Origin of the sequence: Flavobacterium sp. MDT1-60 (assembly GCF_014844035.1) — a bacterium.
In the GTDB taxonomy this organism is placed as follows: domain Bacteria; phylum Bacteroidota; class Bacteroidia; order Flavobacteriales; family Flavobacteriaceae; genus Flavobacterium.
In genome coordinates this window covers 1,524,197-1,541,860 of sequence record NZ_CP062159.1, presented here as the reverse complement: position 1 = coordinate 1,541,860, position 17,664 = coordinate 1,524,197, and the positions used below count along the sequence as shown (strand labels likewise).

12 protein-coding genes are annotated in these 17,664 nt (G+C 33.5%); 3 read left to right on the top strand and 9 right to left on the bottom strand.

Going from position 1 to position 17,664, the window contains the following annotated elements; all coding sequences use genetic code 11:
* Positions 1 to 37: 37 nt before the first annotated feature.
* From IHE43_RS06480 to IHE43_RS06470, 3 genes are all read right to left on the bottom strand, one after another.
* Entirely contained in the window at positions 38 to 1,522 is a 1,485-nt protein-coding gene (locus IHE43_RS06480) for an SGNH/GDSL hydrolase family protein (RefSeq protein WP_192187190.1), read from the bottom strand.
* A gap of 274 nt (positions 1,523 to 1,796) precedes the next feature.
* Positions 1,797 to 2,876, bottom strand: a complete 1,080-nt coding sequence (locus IHE43_RS06475) for an HmuY family protein (protein WP_192187189.1) — start codon at positions 2,874 to 2,876, stop codon at positions 1,797 to 1,799.
* Positions 2,877 to 2,893: 17 nt separating this feature from the next.
* Complete coding sequence (locus tag IHE43_RS06470) at positions 2,894 to 5,005, bottom strand: TonB-dependent siderophore receptor (RefSeq protein ID WP_192187188.1); 2,112 nt, start codon at positions 5,003 to 5,005, stop codon at positions 2,894 to 2,896.
* A 106-nt stretch (positions 5,006 to 5,111) separates the two neighbouring features.
* Between IHE43_RS06470 and IHE43_RS06465 the strand changes: the two genes are divergently transcribed.
* A complete protein-coding gene (locus IHE43_RS06465; RefSeq protein ID WP_192187187.1) occupies positions 5,112 to 6,014 on the top strand; it encodes a DUF6607 family protein in 903 nt (300 codons plus the stop codon).
* Positions 6,015 to 6,107: 93 nt separating this feature from the next.
* Here the strand turns inward: IHE43_RS06465 and argS are convergent, their stop codons facing one another.
* Positions 6,108 to 7,886 (bottom strand): arginine--tRNA ligase, encoded by a 1,779-nt coding sequence (gene argS, locus IHE43_RS06460; RefSeq protein WP_192187186.1) that lies wholly within the window; start codon positions 7,884 to 7,886, stop codon positions 6,108 to 6,110.
* Between the two features lie 323 nt (positions 7,887 to 8,209).
* Here argS and IHE43_RS06455 point away from each other — a divergent pair, with 323 nt between their 5' ends.
* On the top strand, positions 8,210 to 10,627 hold the full coding sequence (locus IHE43_RS06455; RefSeq protein WP_192187185.1) for a TonB-dependent receptor domain-containing protein: 2,418 nt from the start codon (positions 8,210 to 8,212) through the stop codon (positions 10,625 to 10,627).
* A gap of 90 nt (positions 10,628 to 10,717) precedes the next feature.
* Here the strand turns inward: IHE43_RS06455 and IHE43_RS06450 are convergent, their stop codons facing one another.
* Both IHE43_RS06450 and IHE43_RS06445 read right to left on the bottom strand, forming a co-directional pair.
* Positions 10,718 to 11,389, bottom strand: coding sequence for a copper homeostasis protein CutC (locus IHE43_RS06450; protein WP_192187184.1), 672 nt, complete (start codon positions 11,387 to 11,389; stop codon positions 10,718 to 10,720).
* A gap of 102 nt (positions 11,390 to 11,491) precedes the next feature.
* Positions 11,492 to 12,499, bottom strand: a complete 1,008-nt coding sequence (locus tag IHE43_RS06445) for a 3-oxoacyl-ACP synthase III family protein (RefSeq protein ID WP_192187183.1) — start codon at positions 12,497 to 12,499, stop codon at positions 11,492 to 11,494.
* Between the two features lie 261 nt (positions 12,500 to 12,760).
* Here IHE43_RS06445 and IHE43_RS06440 point away from each other — a divergent pair, with 261 nt between their 5' ends.
* Entirely contained in the window at positions 12,761 to 15,172 is a 2,412-nt protein-coding gene (locus IHE43_RS06440) for a prolyl oligopeptidase family serine peptidase (protein WP_192187182.1), read from the top strand.
* Between the two features lie 112 nt (positions 15,173 to 15,284).
* Here IHE43_RS06440 and IHE43_RS06435 read toward each other — a convergent pair whose 3' ends face one another.
* The 3 genes from IHE43_RS06435 to IHE43_RS06425 all read right to left on the bottom strand — a co-directional run bounded on the left by IHE43_RS06435 (position 15,285) and on the right by IHE43_RS06425 (position 17,557).
* Positions 15,285 to 16,235, bottom strand: coding sequence for an ABC transporter ATP-binding protein (locus tag IHE43_RS06435; protein WP_192188171.1), 951 nt, complete (start codon positions 16,233 to 16,235; stop codon positions 15,285 to 15,287).
* A 104-nt stretch (positions 16,236 to 16,339) separates the two neighbouring features.
* Positions 16,340 to 17,035, bottom strand: a complete 696-nt coding sequence (locus tag IHE43_RS06430) for an OmpA family protein (protein ID WP_192187181.1) — start codon at positions 17,033 to 17,035, stop codon at positions 16,340 to 16,342.
* 18 nt (positions 17,036 to 17,053) lie between these two features.
* Positions 17,054 to 17,557, bottom strand: coding sequence for a lipocalin family protein (locus IHE43_RS06425; RefSeq protein ID WP_192187180.1), 504 nt, complete (start codon positions 17,555 to 17,557; stop codon positions 17,054 to 17,056).
* Positions 17,558 to 17,664: the final 107 nt, after the last annotated feature.

Genomic DNA, 17,664 nt, shown 5'->3' with positions numbered 1-17,664 from the left:
TGGAGATAAAAAAAGACAACAGAAGAAAATAATAAGTTTATTCATTTAGACTATCTTTTTTTACAGAAACAGAATCTGTGTTTGTTTTTCGCGCTGCCCTTTGCTGGCGAGAAGTTGCATCACGTTTCTCTCGTAAGATTTTATATTCTTCGTAACCTTTATTCAACTGATCGTATAATAATCTGCCGATTGCTTTTGCACCACGCTGATTAAAATGGGTGTAATCTTTATTGGCTCTTGCCGGAGTTTCATCAACCCATTTTACCATAGACCCATCTCCGCCCATTAAAGTATACAAATTCACAAATCCGGATTCTGATTCTAAAGCATATCTTTTTTGTGCTTTCATTAAAGGAACAACAGCCGAATCCGTTTTCATTTCCAAATCATATTTGGTTGCTTTATCAGCAGTCGAAACAATCAGAATAGAAACTCCCGGAAAAGACTCTTTTATTTTATTCACGGCTTTTTTCATTCCTTTTTCGTACCAATGGTAATTTTTGGTACCATAATTCAAGACGTTAGTTCCGTAATGCAACACAACCAAATCATATTTTAGACTGTTATTGAACGCCCTCATTACATCGGCATCAAACATCGAAATTGGCAATCCTGAGTTTCCTCTCTGCGAAAAATTATCAACATGTACACCACTTCCATTATCAAAATTGAAACCGTAAATAGGAATAGAATCGGCATGGACAAAATTAGCTTTGAATGCTTTTATACTTCCAGAAACCACTTTTAAGCTGTTAACTAAATTATTTGGAACAAGATTTTTTCGAAGTGTATCTTTACCTATGATAAAGTTCACATTTCCTCTTTTCGTTGATTTTCCATAAAACAATACTGGATTATCTAAAGTCGTCGAATATTTATTGGTTCCTACTTCATATTGAACCCAGGTTGCATTGACTTTATCATTTGCAAAAAATACGTGACCGTTTACCCCAAAAGGGCTTATTGGTCTCTTTACATTTAAATACGATTGCGTTTTCCAGTTTTTAGAATAAACTGATTTTACCGAACCTCTCGAAGCAGCAGATTCTGAAGTAATGGATACAAACCCAACTCCATTTCCGCCAAAACGTTCCTGATAATTTGTTCTTACGTCCTGAACAATTAAATCGCCATCCGTCATAGAATCGCCATAATACGCGATACGGACTTTAGATTGTGGATTTTTTTCTAATTGATATAGCTTTTCATAAAACGAGACCAAATATTGATATCCTTTATAGTTTTCAAACGTTTCTGATGGAAATTCGATTCCTTCGGTATTTTCAAAAACAATTTCTTGCTGCGCTTCTTGTTGTTCAGCTTCAGCAATACTATCACTTTCCAAAGACAAGGAGTCATTCGCAACCGACTCTAAAAGCATACTATCAATTAATACATTTTTAGAATCTATTTTACTATCCGAAAAGATTTTATCCGGTAAAACTTGTTTGAATCCAATAAAGGCGATGAATGCCAGTGCGACAATTGCGAAAGACTGAAAAAAATAGGACTTTGTATTCACTTATTATTTATAATTTGAAGAATGGCTTCGACTGAAAAATATTAAAATTTCCTGGTAATTGTTCATTAAAAAAACAGGCACAAATATAGGGTTAAACATTAATTTATAACCCTATTTAACATTAAAATAAAAAACAAAAAAAGAGGTTAGATAAAAACTAACCTCTCTCAAAAAAAATAAAAAAAACAAAGCTAATGATTAACTAATTTTTAATTCGGATTCTTTCAGAGTTTGAAATATCCCTGTAATTTTTTAATGCTATTTTGATATATTTTTAGTTTAAGATAGCATACTCCAAAGTAGTATTTCCTCTTACACCGGCGTCATTTGTCATAGTAAGGAATTTAACTTTGTAGTAATTTCCAGCAGCATCTTTAACAACATAAAAACGATCAGTTCTAATACTTGGCAATGAAGTTGGTCCTCCACCATTTCTCCAGTTAGCTCCAATTATTCTTTGATCAGTTGCAGAAACAGTAAAGTTTGCCTCAACTACATCTGCTTTTACAAAAGCCTCATAAGTTTTAGCAGAAGTTAATACTTGGTATACTTGCGTTCCTCCTTTTGAGTTTGTAGTAATAAAATCAGCATAACCATAAGTAACTTCACCTTGACCCATATTTAAGTAATTAGTAAAGGTTGTGAAATTCAAATCCCATTTTGTTTTTTCAGGCTCAACTGAAACAGTATTTCCTGAAGTCAAACTAAAGAATGAAAAATTAAAATTTGAGTCTTTTGAAATGGTTTTCTCCGTAAAAGTTGCAGAAGTTAAGTCTGCATATTGAATTTTATATCCATTTCCACTTCTTAAGATTCTCACTTTTTTCCATCCTCTTGCTTCTCCATCAACACTCACGGAACCGACAGCGGGTTGTGTGGTAGAAACAGCTAATCCTAAATTTACTAAGTATACTTTATTATCAGCATCTGTAACTGAAATTTCAGCAATTGCAGTTCCGATCCCTGCTCCTGCACCAGCTAAAACCCCTGTCGGGTTATCAACAAATCCATTGTTAGAAAGAGTTGTACCTGCTCCAACCGAAACATTTGCATCAATTACCTGTGACAAAGTAATATCAGAAGTAGCCAATTTTTTAACAGCCATTTTAAGTGAACCGTTGATGATTACTCTAAAATCTGAGCCTGAAGAGAATCCGAAATCCCAAGAAGTCCTGTTTACTGATTTAGTTTCTGCAGCACTTAAATCAAGATAAAGTTGATTTGGTTGGTTTGGCCCACCAACAGAAGTCTTCAAAGTTTCTCCCACAGTTGGGATTTCAACTTTAGTATCGTCATCACTTGAACATGATGCTAATGATAGTAACACGATTGATAAAAATAATAACTTTTTCATTGTATTCTGTATTTATATTAAAGATTAAGGTTATATGCTAATTTTAGAAAATAAGAACGTCCGTAGGCGAGCATTACTTCACCTGGCCCGGCATGCCCAGCAGCACTACCCGTTCCTGTTTGAGTTACATTAGTTACATCAAGAATGTTTCTGGCACCAAAGGTTACTTCGAAATGATCTTTGAAGAAATTTTGACGAATAGAAGCGTCAAGCCAATTACTTGGAGCGACTTCAGACAAAACATACGAGGAAGTTCCCTCAATAAATTGCTGTGTTTTGCCATTGTATTTATAGTATGCTGACATTATCGTTTTCCACTTTGGAAGCGTATACGATAAACTTGCATTTAAATTAAAAGAATAAAGAAATCTATCATCTGAAGAAAACACAAGGTTTTCAACTTTCTGTGAAATTCCAATCAATGCTGCTCCAAAATTAAAAGTGAAATTATCTTTTCTCAATTGGTTCATTGTAGAGAAATTCCACATTTTATATTTACTAATATTGATATATTGATATTCCGGATTTCCTGTATCGGGGTTAAATCGTACTAATGCCATTCCGATTCGATCATCAACATTTAAATAACTTCCGGCAAATGTGTTTGAAAGTTGTAATCCTGAAGAAAACAAAGTCATTTTCTTAAGGCTCATTTCATATGAAGTACTTGTTTCAGGAATCAGATTCTCATTTCCTGTAAAAAAGTGCCCGTCAAAAATTTGTTTCGAGTATAATTCATCAAAGGTTGGTGTTCTGAAAGAGTTTCCGTAAGAACCGCGAAGCTCAATTCCTTTATCGAACAAATATCTTAGCCCTAAAGAAGAAGCATATTGATTATCAAACTGAGACTGAGCAGAAAATCTTATCCCCGGTCTTATAGAAAATTTATGAGTTGCCATAATCTCCGAAGAAGCAAAGAAATCATAGTTTTCAAGTGTTTTACGAACCGGACTAAAAATATTATTTGCTTCCTGAACTAATGAATAACCACGATTATTTACAAATTCATATCCTAATTGAAGGTCAATTGTTTTGTCTGAAAAGAAATTATTTAAAGTTCCGGTAGAATAAAGGACTTCCATAGACTGATCTTTTACAGTAACATTATTCGCTTCTGTTTTAGTAAATAAATAATATCTAAAATCTTCTACGTCACGTTGCTGCTTTTGGTGTGAAAGCGAAACATTATAATTTAATTGAGAAAATAACTTTCCTGTAGCATTTAAGTTATGGAAATATCTGTTTGTAAAGTACCTGCTATCTTCACTATAACGGTATGAACCTAATGTACTATTGTAACCTGACTGTACAGTACTGTTGTAATAATCTACATCTTCATCTAAAAATTCAAATTTATAAAAGAAGCGAAAACTATTTTTTTGATATGCTATTGTCGCCGTTCCATTTAATTGTTGCTTTGGAAGCCATCTGTAACCACGGGTACCATCATTTTCAGCATAATCAACTCCGTTTTTATCATCTAAATAACCTTGAAAATCATTACGATTAATCCCCGTAGAGACATACCAATTATTATTGAATGTATGAGTAACCCTGAAAGACTGAATATGACGTCCTTCATCAAAAAGAGCATATTCATCATTAACCGTTTCTTCCTGAACAGATGCTGTAATTCCCCACTTATATTTTGAATTTTTCTTCGTAATGATATTTAAAACACCACTTACTGCATTGGCTCCGTAGCTAACTCCCATTGAACCTTCAACAATTTCAATATGATCAACATCATTAAGATTAATTTGTGACAAGTCTATATTATTACCGAGACCTGCTTCATTTATCAAAGGAACATTGTCGACTAAAATTTTAAAATATTGAGCGTCTAAACCAAATAAGGAAACGGTAGATCGTCCGCTTGTTCCACTTGGCGTAACTGTAATATTTAAATATTGATTCAAAACATCGGATAAATTATTTGCAGCTAAATTTTGAATATCCTGATTGGAAATAACACGGACATTAAATACTGATTTTTTTATTGATTGAGGTTCGAATTGTCCGGTTACAACAACCTCTGAAAGTTTATTTACAGCTGTGGTATCTTTCTTCTGACTAAAAGAAAATTGGCAAAAAAGAACTGCTATAAAGAGGGTAATTTTAATTTTCATTATTTGTATTAAATCTGAATAAGATTGCAAATATATAACTATTTTTATTTATTCTAAATAAAATTTATATATTTGCAAAAAAATTATTAAAACAAAATAATAAGTTATGATTACAAAAAGCCTCTATTTTTCGGCCATAATGGCTTTGACTTGTAGCCTTGGTTTTAGCCAGGATAAAAAACAACAAGACATCAAATCAATTAAATCAATGTGTGGTTGTTATGAAGTGAAATTTAATTTTACTGAAACTTTTCAATATCCGAAAGATACCCTTACATACAAACCATCTGAGACTAAACATGAATCTGCTTTAGAATGGGTTGAATTATTGGAAGACACACCAAACAAAATTGTGATGCAGCACTTACTAATCGTAAGTGATGATATGATCATCAAACACTGGAGACAAGATTGGCTTTTTGAAAACACAGACTTATACTCATTCGATAAGGGAACATCCTGGAAGTACAAAAAACTAGATAAGAAAGCTGTTAAAGGACAGTGGACTCAAAAAGTATATCAGGTAGATGATAGTCCAAGATACGAAGGATCATCAACCTGGGTACATGTTGACGGAAAAGATTACTGGACTAACGTTGCTGATGCGCCTCTGCCAAGAAGAGAGCAAACAAAACGCAATGATTATAATGTTTTGAAAAGAAGAAATATTCATGAAATTACCGCTACAGGGTGGAATCATGAACAAGACAATGATAAATTAGTTAGAGATGACAGCGGAAAAGACGTATTGTTGGCTCAGGAAAAAGGATTTGATGTTTACACTAAAGTGCCAGACAGTAAATGTGCTGCAGCTCAAAAATGGTGGGTAGCAAATAATGCGCTGTGGAAAAACGTTCGTGACAAATGGCAAACGCTGTTTGAAAGACATCAAGACTTAAACTTAGAAGCTAAAGTGGATAGAAAAGCATTGTATTCTCTTTTGTTTGATTTAAAACCAGACACCTCAAAAGCAGAAACAGACAAAATTATCGACAAGTTCGTAAAATAAAAATGGTTTGTGTTAGTTGTAAAAAAGCCGATAGTCTTATGATTATCGGCTTTTTTTATTGTTGTTATTTGAATGAATTCGTAACTTATTCTTTTACATTCTCTCCGGAACTTCAATTCCTAATAATGTAAAAGCAGACTTTATAACTTCAGCAACTTTTTGTGAAAGCTGCACTCTGAAAATCTTTTTAGTTAAATCAACTTCTCCTAAAATATGAACGGATTGATAGAAGGAGTTATATTCTTTTACCAAATCATAAGTATAATTAGCAATCAAAGCCGGACTGTGATTTTGTGCGGCATTTTGAATTACCTCAGGGAAAAGTTCGATTTGTTTTACCAATTCTTTTTCTTTTTCGTGAAGCTCTTCCGTATTTGTTTTTGCTGAAAAATCAAAATCGGCTTTACGGATTATCGATTGAATTCTCGCATATGTATATTGAATAAACGGACCTGTATTTCCGGCAAAATCAACAGATTCTTCCGGATTGAATAAAATACGTTTTTTTGGATCTACTTTTAAGATGTAATATTTCAAAGCTCCAAGACCAATTGTTTTGTATAGTTTTGCCTTTTCCTCCGCAGAATAACTATCCAGTTTTCCTAAATCTTCAGAAATTTGTTTTGCTGTATCAGTCATGTCCTGCATCAAATCATCAGCATCTACAACAGTTCCTTCACGGCTTTTCATTTTACCTGAAGGTAAATCAACCATTCCGTATGATAAATGATATAAACTTGAAGCCCAGTCAAAACCTAATTTTTTCAGGATTAAGAATAGAACTTTAAAGTGATAATCCTGCTCGTTTCCAACTGTATAAACCATTCCGCCAACATCTGGCATATCTTTTACACGCTGAATTGCAGTTCCAATATCCTGAGTCATATAAACAGCAGTTCCGTCAGAACGCAATACGATTTTACGATCCAGACCTTCATCTGTCAAATCAATCCAAACTGAACCATCAGGATCTTTTTCAAAAACACCTTTATCAAGTCCAACCTGAACCACATCTTTCCCTAATAAATAGGTATTGCTTTCGTAGTAATAGCGATCAAAATTAACTCCCAAATTAGTATAAGTAGTAGCAAAACCATCATAGACCCATTCGTTCATTTTTTCCCAAAGCTCGATTACTTTATCGTCACCAGCTTCCCATTTCTTTAGCATATCTTGCGCTTCAACAATAATAGGCGCTTGTTTTTTTGCTTCTTCTTCGGTTTTACCGGTTTCGATTAATTGGTTAATTTCTGCTTTGTAAGCTTTATCAAACTCCACATAATATTTACCAACTAATTTATCTCCTTTTAAATTCGAACTTTCAGGTGTTTCTCCGTTTCCGAATTTCTCCCATGCTAACATCGATTTGCAAATATGGATTCCACGATCGTTGATGATCTGAGTTTTGTATACTTTTTTACCTGATGCCTTAATAATTTCGGCGACAGAATATCCTAACAAATTGTTACGAACGTGACCTAAGTGTAAAGGCTTATTTGTGTTTGGCGAAGAATATTCAACCATTATAGCTTTATCCTCCGGATTTGGCGTTACATAGCCATACTTTGTATTGTCTTTTATTTCATTAAAGAAATTCAAATAATAACTATCTGCAATTACAATATTCAGGAAACCTGAAACCACATTGAAGCGGGCCACTTCAGAAACATTTTCAACTAAATAATTTCCAATTTTATTTCCAAGTTCTGCCGGATTGCTTTTGATCACTTTAAGTAATGGAAAAATTACCATTGTAATATCGCCTTCAAACTCTTTTCGGGTGGTTTGAAATTCGATTTTATCAACAGTAACATCAAATAATACTTGTATTGCTTTTTGTATAGAAGGTGTAAGAATTTGTGATAATGACATGTAAACTTATTTTAAAGAGAGCAAAGATACTGCTTATTCATCAATTACAGAAAATGAAAAACATATAAAATTGAATAAAACACTTAGAATTTCTTAAAAAGCATTTGGTTTTTAATGTTAAAATTATCAAAAAATTAAAACGCTAATCTCCTATAAAACAGTACTCATAAAATAAAAAAGATATTTTTTTGACTTTTTTCTGTAACATATCCACAATAAAAGAGTCTTAATAGGAACTTTGAATTCATTTAAAGCCAAAAAAAATCTAACGAAAACAAAAACAATCATCATCAATCAAATCAAAATAATCAACTAGTACTATTATGAAATTAAAATTCTTTCTGTTCGCATTACTAGGAGTAATCGCAACAGCTCAGGCCCAAAACACGGGAACAGTGTCGGGAAAAATCTCCGAAAAATCGAATAACGCGCCAATTTCTTACGCAACAGTTTCTATCAAAGACAATGGAAAAGTAGTTTCGGGAATTAATACAGATGACAATGGGGACTTTACAATTAAAAATTTAGCTCTAAAAAGTTATACTATCGAAATTCAATACATTGGATTTAGAAAATATATTGGTTCTGTAATTTTAAGCGACAATAAAAAAACTGCAACTGTAAATGTTTCTCTTGAAGAAGAGGCTACTCAGCTTAAAGGTGTAAACATTGTTGCTGAACGTTCGACAATGGAACAAAAAATTGACCGAAAAGTAATCACTGTCGGAAAAGATTTGACAACTGCCGGAGCGTCTGCATCTGACATTATGAGCAACATTCCATCAGTAAACGTAGATCAGGACGGAAAACTTTCACTTCGTGGAAACGACAATGTACGTGTATTAATTGACGGAAGACCATCAAATATTGATCCTGCGCAATTGTTAAAACAAATCCCATCGACTTCTATCAAAAAAATTGAGTTGATCACAAATCCAAGTGCGAAATACAATCCGGAAGGAATGTCCGGAATCATCAACATTATTTTACACAAAAATGCCAACACTGGTTTCAACGGAAGCTATAGTGGTGGTATTACTTTTGGAGAAACTGCAAAATACAATCAATCATTAGATTTGAATTATAAAACCGGAAAAGTAAATTTCTTTGGAAACGTAGGACAAAATTTCGGAACTTATCAAAACGAAGGTCATATCTTTAGATTAGATCAGGAGGTAAATCAAAATTTAGATATCTCGAACGATAATGATAATTACTTGTACAAAGTTGGTATGGATTATTTAATCAACGATCACAATACTTTGTCTTTTTATACGAACCAAAATAAATCAACCGGAACTGGAATTGTATTAACTGATATCGATTATAAAAACGGTGATCCAAACATTTTGAATATCTATCAAAATTCAAGATACCATGGTCCAAGCAAAACCGGAACTTACAACTTAGCGTACAAACACATCTTCAAAAAAGAAGGACATACTTTAGATTTTGAAGGAAACTATAGTGATACTAAAGTAACTCAAAATGCTAGTTTCGACACGCAAACAACAAGACCTGACAATACAACGAATGATATCGTTTACAGTGATTTTATTGGTGATAAAAGAAAATTAAGCACAATCAATGTTGATTACGTAAATCCGTTAAATGACAAAACAACGCTTGAAGCTGGTGCTGAGGCGAGAATAACAAGATCAAATAACAATTATAATACTGGTAATCCTTTAGTTGCTACAGAAGATCAGATTTCTAATTATACTTATGACACTGATATCTATTCAGCTTATGTAACTTTTGGTCAGAAATTCAAAAAATTCAGCTACCAGGTAGGAACTCGTTTTGAGAGTTATAAAGTTGCTGCGAATTTAAATCATGGTCAGGACAAATTCGATGATGACTATATTACTTTATATCCATCAGCTTATTTAACGTATAATTTAAATGAGAAAAATGTATTGCAATTAAGCTACAGCCGTCGTGTCGACCGCCCGAGTTTAGAGCAGACAAAACCTATTCGTGAGTTTTCTACTCCGTTAGTAACATCATACGGAAATCCTGAATTAAGACCTCAGTTTACAAATTCTGTCGAAATGAATTACACTAAAACTCTTGAAAAAGGAAGTATAACAGCGGGCGTTTTCGTAAGAAGCATTAATGACCAAATCAGCAGAACTTTAAGCCCTGATCCAAACGATCCTTCAGGTTACAAACAAGTTTTAAGTTTCACTAATTTTGACCACAACAGCGCTTATGGTTTTGATGTTTCTCTTAACTATAAAATTGCAAAATGGTGGGATATCCAACCTTCTATTGATTTTTCTAGCATAAACCAGGAAGGTGTTGTTTTTGAATTTAATCCTGCAACAGGTACAAGTTCACCATTGCAACGTAGTGTTACAACTTCAGCATTTAATGCTCGTATGAACTCAAACTTCAAACCTACAAAACGTTTAAGCTTTTTATTATTCGGTTTTTTCAGAGGACCAGTTAATGAAGTTCAACAAAAAAGAAATGAAATGTACAAAATGGACATTGGTTCGCGTTATACATTGTTAGACAACAAGATGAACATCAGTGTACGTTTCAATGACGTGTTCAATACAATGAAATATTCTTTTGATGGAATTTATCCTTATCCTCAAACGGGTGAGTTTACATGGGAAAGCCAAACGGTTTATGTTGGTTTAACCTACAACTTTGGTGGTGGAAAAATCAAAAGCTTACAACGTAAACAAAGAGAAGATAACACTAACAAAGGTGGTGGTGGAATGTTTTAATCCCACTTTTATTAGTCGATTTTAATAGTTCTTGTAGAAAAGAAAAGCCTGGAGTATGCCAACTCCAGGCTTTTCTATTTTATAAAGGGATTATAAAAAATTTCGCAATTCTTTAATTTCTTCCGGATTTGCAGTTTCTGTATTATCTGTAATCGCCGATGAATGATAAAAAGTGGGTTCCAGTTTATCTTGTAATAATTTAATATTCGAAGATCGCAAACCTCCACCGGGCATAATTTCGATTTTGTCTTTTGACCATTTCTGAATCTTCTCTAAAGTAAAAATTCCTTCTTCAACATTTATTCCCTGGCCGGAAGTCAGGATAGTATTAAAACCGCAATCAATAATATCTTTGAGCGATTTTTTGACATCTTTTACCACATCAAAAGCACGATGAAACGTACACGAAAGTGGATGAGCCAGATCGACTAACTCTTTATTTCTTCTTTTATTGACATTTCCATTCTCCTTTAAAATTCCAAACACAAAACCATCTACTTCGAGTTTTTTAAATTGTTTGATGTCTTGTTTCATTTCGACAAACTCATCATCTGTATAAACAAAATTTCCACCACGAGGCCTTATAATTACATGCATTTTTATGGATAATTTTTCGCGCACCCTAACCGCCAGGATTGGATTAGGTGTTGTTCCGCCAAGATTCATATTATCGCACAATTCGATTCGGTCCGCTCCGTTCTCCTGAGCGATTATTGCCGATTCATAATTGAAGCATGCTATTTCGAGTTGATTTTTTTTCATTTTGATTAAATTATATTTTCTCAAAAAATACAAACCACTAAATTATAAAAAAACCTGCTTCTTTCCAGAGCAGGTTTTAAATATTATTTCAATCGAATTAAATTACCATTTAATAATAGCACTCGCCCAAGTGAAACCACTTCCGAAAGCAGCTAAAACTACTGTATCTCCAGATTTTATTTTTCCTTGTTCCCAAGCTTCTGTCAAAGCAATTGGAATAGATGCTGCAGTTGTGTTTCCGTATTTCTGAATATTATTATGCACCTGGTCATCTGTCAATTTGAATTTATTCTGAATGAATTGAGAGATTCTCAAATTCGCCTGATGTGGAATCAACATATCAATGTCTGAAACCTGCAAACCGTTTGCTTCTAAACCTTCGTTGATTACCTCAGCAAAACGAACCACTGCATTTTTAAATACAAATTGTCCATTCATATAAGGATAATAACTTTCGTCATTTGGGTCGTTATCAGCAAGGATATCAGTTACCCAACGTGCTCCCATTCCCGGTGCCTGCAAAGCTAACTCTTCAGCATGTTGCCCTTCTGAATGCAAATGCGTTGATAAAATTCCTTTTGTCAAATCTTCTTCACGACTTAAAACTGCTGCTCCTGCTCCATCTCCAAAAATTACCGACACTCCACGTCCGCGTGTTGTCATATCCAATCCGGTTGAATGTACCTCAGAACCAATCACCAAAATATTTTTATACATTCCGGTTTTAATATATTGATCTGCCACAGAAATTGCGTAAACAAAACCAGAACATTGGTTTCTAACATCCAATGCTCCAACAGTTCTTAGTCCTAAATCGCGTTGCACTAAAACTCCGGGGCCTGGAAAATAGTAATCCGGGCTTAATGTAGCAAAAACTACAAAATCAATATCTTCTTTTGCTACGCCAGAACGTTCTATTGCAATTTTAGCAGCTTTCACTCCCATTGAAGTTGTGGTATCTTCTCCACGAATGATATGTCTGCGCTCCTGAATTCCGGTTCTTTCCTGAATCCATTCGTCATTGGTATCAATTAACTTAGACAAATCATCGTTGGTCACAACATTAGAAGGAACATAATAACCTAAGCCCGCTATTTTTGAATGATACATATTCTTTTATTATTTGTTAAAAAATTGGATTGCAAATTTAAGTATACTTTAAAACATAAGCGTACAAATTACTGTTTTTTTCGTTATTAGCAATTTAATATAGTTTAATTATATATTGGATAATGTTTTTTTATTGATTGAAAAACCAGTTTTTACATCAAAAACATGAAAAGAATGAAAACAGAACAAATAATGTAACAATATTCAAGTACTTTAGTCAAACAATGTGAATACCATTTTTTAACCCCTAAAATTCCAATTATGAAATTAAAGGTTACGCTATTATTATTCTTAAACATTGGCTTTTTTGCTTTTGCACAAGAAAATTTAACCTATCAAAAACCCTCTAAATCTATCTTAGATTTGGCCGATTATGAAAGGGCTCCGACAGTATCTATGGATACAAAAAAAGAATACATGTTGTTCATGTATAGAAACACATACAAAACACTGGATGACTTAAATCAGGAAGAGCTTCGTTTGGGAGGTTTGAGAATTAATCCGATAACTAATATTTCGAGCACGGTAACGTATCTGAATAATTTAAAAGTTAGAAAAGTAAACGGTAAAGAAGAGATACAAGTTGCCGGATTACCAGACAATCCTAAAATAAGCAATATTCTTTGGTCTCCAAATGACAAAAAAATAGCATTCTCTCACACTACAGCTTCTGGTGTTGAACTTTGGGTTTTGGATGTTGCATCAGCACAAGCCACAAAACTTACAGAAGCAACTGTAAACGCCAATTTAGGAAGTCCGTTTAGTTGGTTTTTAGACAATGAAACTATTTTGGTAAAAATGCTTCCCAAAAACAGAAAACCATTATTAGATTCCAATAAAGATTTGCCAACCGGACCGATTATCTCAAACACATCAGGAACAAAATCTCAAAATAGAACTTATCCTGATATGCTAAAAAATCAGAATGATGAGATCAACTTTGAGAACATTACCACATCTGAATTATACAAAGTAAATCTAAATGGAACTGCAAGCTTATTTAAAGATGCAGCTATGTATTTCGGTGAAAAAATTTCTCCTTATGGAAATTATGTTATGCTAACTACGATTCAGAAACCATTTTCATATGTGGTTCCCTTGTACAGATTCCCTTCTAAAACCATCGTTTATGATGCAAGAGGAAAAGAAATCAAAACGGTAAACGAAGTTCCGTTAAACGAGGTGATTCCTAAAGGTTTCATGGCGGTTAGAAAAGGAAAAAGAGAAATGGCGTGGAGAACAGACAAGCCGGCAACTTTATATTATGCTGTAGCTTTAGACGAAGGAGATCCTGCTAATAAAGTTGATTTCAGAGATGAGGTTTTTCTTTGGGATGCTCCCTTTACAAACGATGCAACTTCTTTAGTGAAAACACCTCAACGTTTTAGTGATATTATTTGGGGGAATGACAATATCTCAATTGTTTCTGATCAATGGTACGACACTCGTAACACCAAAACATATATAATAAATCCGTCAAATCCTTCGCAACAGGCAAAAGTAATTACAGACAGAAATTCTCAGGATGTATATTCAGATCCTGGTATTTTTGAAACTAAGAAAAACGAATACAATAAATATGTTTTAGCAATCGAAAATGACAATGCCTATCGTATTGGAGATGGTTATACCAAAGAAGGTCAATTTCCTTTTATTGATCAATTCAATTTAAAAACATATCAGTCAAAACGTATTTATACTTCACCTTATAAAGATAAAAAAGAAGATTTATTAGAAATTGAAGATTTTAAATCAGGTAAAGTTTTAGTTCAGATTCAATCAAAGAATGAGTATCCGAATTACTATTTCAGAAATATTAAAAAACAAAACAGCCTGACACCCATAACCACTTTCAAAAATCCGTTTGAAAGCATTAAAAATGTTAGCAAAGAAGTAATCAAATACAAACGTAAAGACGGCGTTGAATTATCCGGGACTTTATATTTGCCTGCAGGTTATGACAAAATAAAAAAAGAGAAATTGCCATTATTAATCTGGGCTTATCCGGCAGAATATAAAGACAAAAACAGTGCTGGACAATCAACTCAAAACTCAAATGAATTTACTTTTCCTTATTACGGATCTTTCGTTTATTGGGTAACTAAAGGATATGTAGTTTTAGACGATGCCGCTTTTCCTATTATTGGAGAAGGAACAACAGAGCCAAATGACAATTTCATTTCTCAATTGGTCGATAATGCAGCCGCTGCAATTGATGCCGTTGATGCTTTAGGATATATTAATCGTAAAAAAGTGGCAGTTGGTGGTCATTCATACGGTGCTTTTATGACTGCAAATTTATTATCACATTCTAATCTGTTTGCGTGTGGAATTGCGAGAAGTGGCGCTTATAACAGAACATTGACGCCTTTCGGTTTCCAAACAGAACAACGTAATTACTGGGAAGTTCCTGAAGTTTACAATACAATGTCACCTTTTATGAATGCTGACAAAATGAAAACTCCAATTTTATTGGTTCACGGTGAAGCGGATAATAATCCAGGAACTTTTACTTTGCAAACAGAGCGCTATTTCCAGGCCTTAAAAGGTTTAGGAGCTAATGCAAGAATAGTAATTTTACCTAAAGAAGCGCATAGTTATGTTGCCAAAGAAAACATTTTACATCTACTTTGGGAACAAGATCAGTTTTTAGAGAAGTACTTGAAAAACTAGGTAATCAATAAAGTATTATAAAAACAAACCCGACAGGTTTCTAAAACTTGTCGGGTTTACTATTTTTAAAAGTCAGTAAATTATCAAATTGGCACATTTTCTCATCTTCTGATTACAGGTAATTTAATCCTAAACAAATTTCCTGTTCTAAAGGCAGATCAATTTCGCTTTCAAAAAAGATCAATTGCCTTTTATAAACCGTTTCGATCAGATAATGATTCCCCCTAAAATAAGTTCTTCTGATTTTTACCGGTAATTTAGATTCCGTAAGCATTTTAAGCTGATGCGGATAAACCAATGTCTTATGAGTTTCATCTTCATAATCAAGCAATAAATGAGTTGGTATTTCATTTACTTCACCAAACAACGAAGCGACATATTTAGTTTCAGGATCTTCGTAAATCTTTGTTGGATTATCTTTTACGATAATTTCGCCATTTCTCATTACAATTGCTTCATCAGCAAACGATAATGCATCTGTACTATCATGAGTTGCAATAATACAAGTAATTCCCTTTTGCTTTAAATATCGGAACAAATTTCGGCGTAAGGCATTTTTACGGAAAGCATCAATTTGGCTAAAAGGTTCGTCAAGCAAAATCACTTCCGGTTCTAAAGCCAAAACCCTTACCAAAGCTACACGTTGTTGTTGTCCTCCACTTAGAAATTTAGCTTTTACATTAGAAAACTGCTCCATTTCTACCATCTCCAATAATTCCTGCACACGGAGTTTTTTCATATTGGCAAAACCATTCGAAAGAAACTTTCCAACATTTTCAGCTACTGTTTCAAATGGAGACAAATCAAAATCCTGAGCCAGGTATTTCATGTATGGCATTCCGGGAATCAAATTGTATTTTGGACCTAAAATTGGTTTTTCGTTATAAAAAATCTTGCCTTCATCTAAATCATATAAGCCGTACATTAATTTAAGAAGCGTACTTTTTCCGCAGCCACTTTCGCCAATAATAGCAATGTTTTCACCTTTATTTATAGTAAAAGAAACGTCTTTAATAACGGGTTTATCGGTATACGAGAAAGAAATATTCTGAATGTCGAGCATGGGTTGTATTTGAAAGTCCAAATTTACAATGTTTAAATCCTAAAGTCAAAAAAAAAGCTGCTTCAATTAAGAAACAGCTTTTAAAATTTTTTATTGTATTGAAACTATTTTCCAGCTTCAGATTTAGCATCATTTACCATTTTGTCATTTGCTGTAATAGCAAATTCGACACGACGGTTTTGAGCTCTTCCTTCAGCAGAATCATTAGTTGCAATAGGGTCAGCAATTCCTAAACCAGAAGTTTTAAAACGGCTTGATTTTAATCCTTTTGAAACTAAATATGCTTGAACAGATGCTGCTCTTTGTCCTGAAAGTGTTAAATTATATTCTGGTTTTCCAGTATTATCTGTGTAACCGAAAATTTGAATATCAGTATCACCATAATCAGTAAATACAGGAACTAATTTATCTAAATTTGCTTTTGCTGTTGGAGTTAAAGTTGATTTATTAGTATCAAAACGAACTGCATTTTCGTTCAAAGTCAAGTGAATTCCTTCACCAACTCTTTCAACATCAGCACCTGGAAGCGCCTGATCAATTTCACGAGCTTGTTTATCCATTTTGTTTCCAATAAGTGCTCCGGTTCCACCACCAACGGCAGCACCAATTGCAGCACCTAAAGCAGCGTTTCCGCCTTTTCCTAAATTATTTCCTAAAATACCACCAATAAGACCACCGGCAACTACTCCGATTCCGGCTCCTTTTTGTGTGTTATTTGCATTTTTAACTGAATCGCAGCTTGCAAAAAAACTAACTAATACAAGTAGACTACTCAACCCTAAAACTGTTATCTTTTTCATGTGTATATATTTTAAATATTAATTGGCTCTTTGAAATTGGTAAGTAACATCTTTAGTTTGTCCACCTACATTAATGTTGTCTATTAACTCAAAAGAGTTGTCAGTTACACCTGCAACTTTTAGTAAATAACCTTCCTTAACGTTTTTCGATTTTGTTCCAGGATTAACAATTTTAAGTACTAAAAGCCCCTGGTTATTAATACTCCATACTATTGGAGAAGTAAATGCTGTACAGCTTGGAGCGTTTAAAGTCATAGTACCTTTATTATTATTAGAAATAAAATTCCATGTACTGCCAATAAAACATTTTGAATCAGCAAGATCAAATGATGTTACTTTAATATAATCTGAACCTGGATAAGATACATTGGTAAGAATCCAGTTTCCTTTAAGCGCTACTTGAGTCGATTTGTCAAGTTTAGTCGAAAGCGTTGGTGCTTCTGTTGAAGCTGTTGTAGACGAAGCTGATTTACACGCGAATACCATCGTGGCGATCATGCAAATGAAAAGAATTTTCTTCATTTTGTACATTTTTTAAGTTAATACTTACACCTTTAGCAATTAGTGTACCACAAATATACGATTCATTGAAATATTAACAGTTCCAAAATCTAATTATTTTCTTTCAA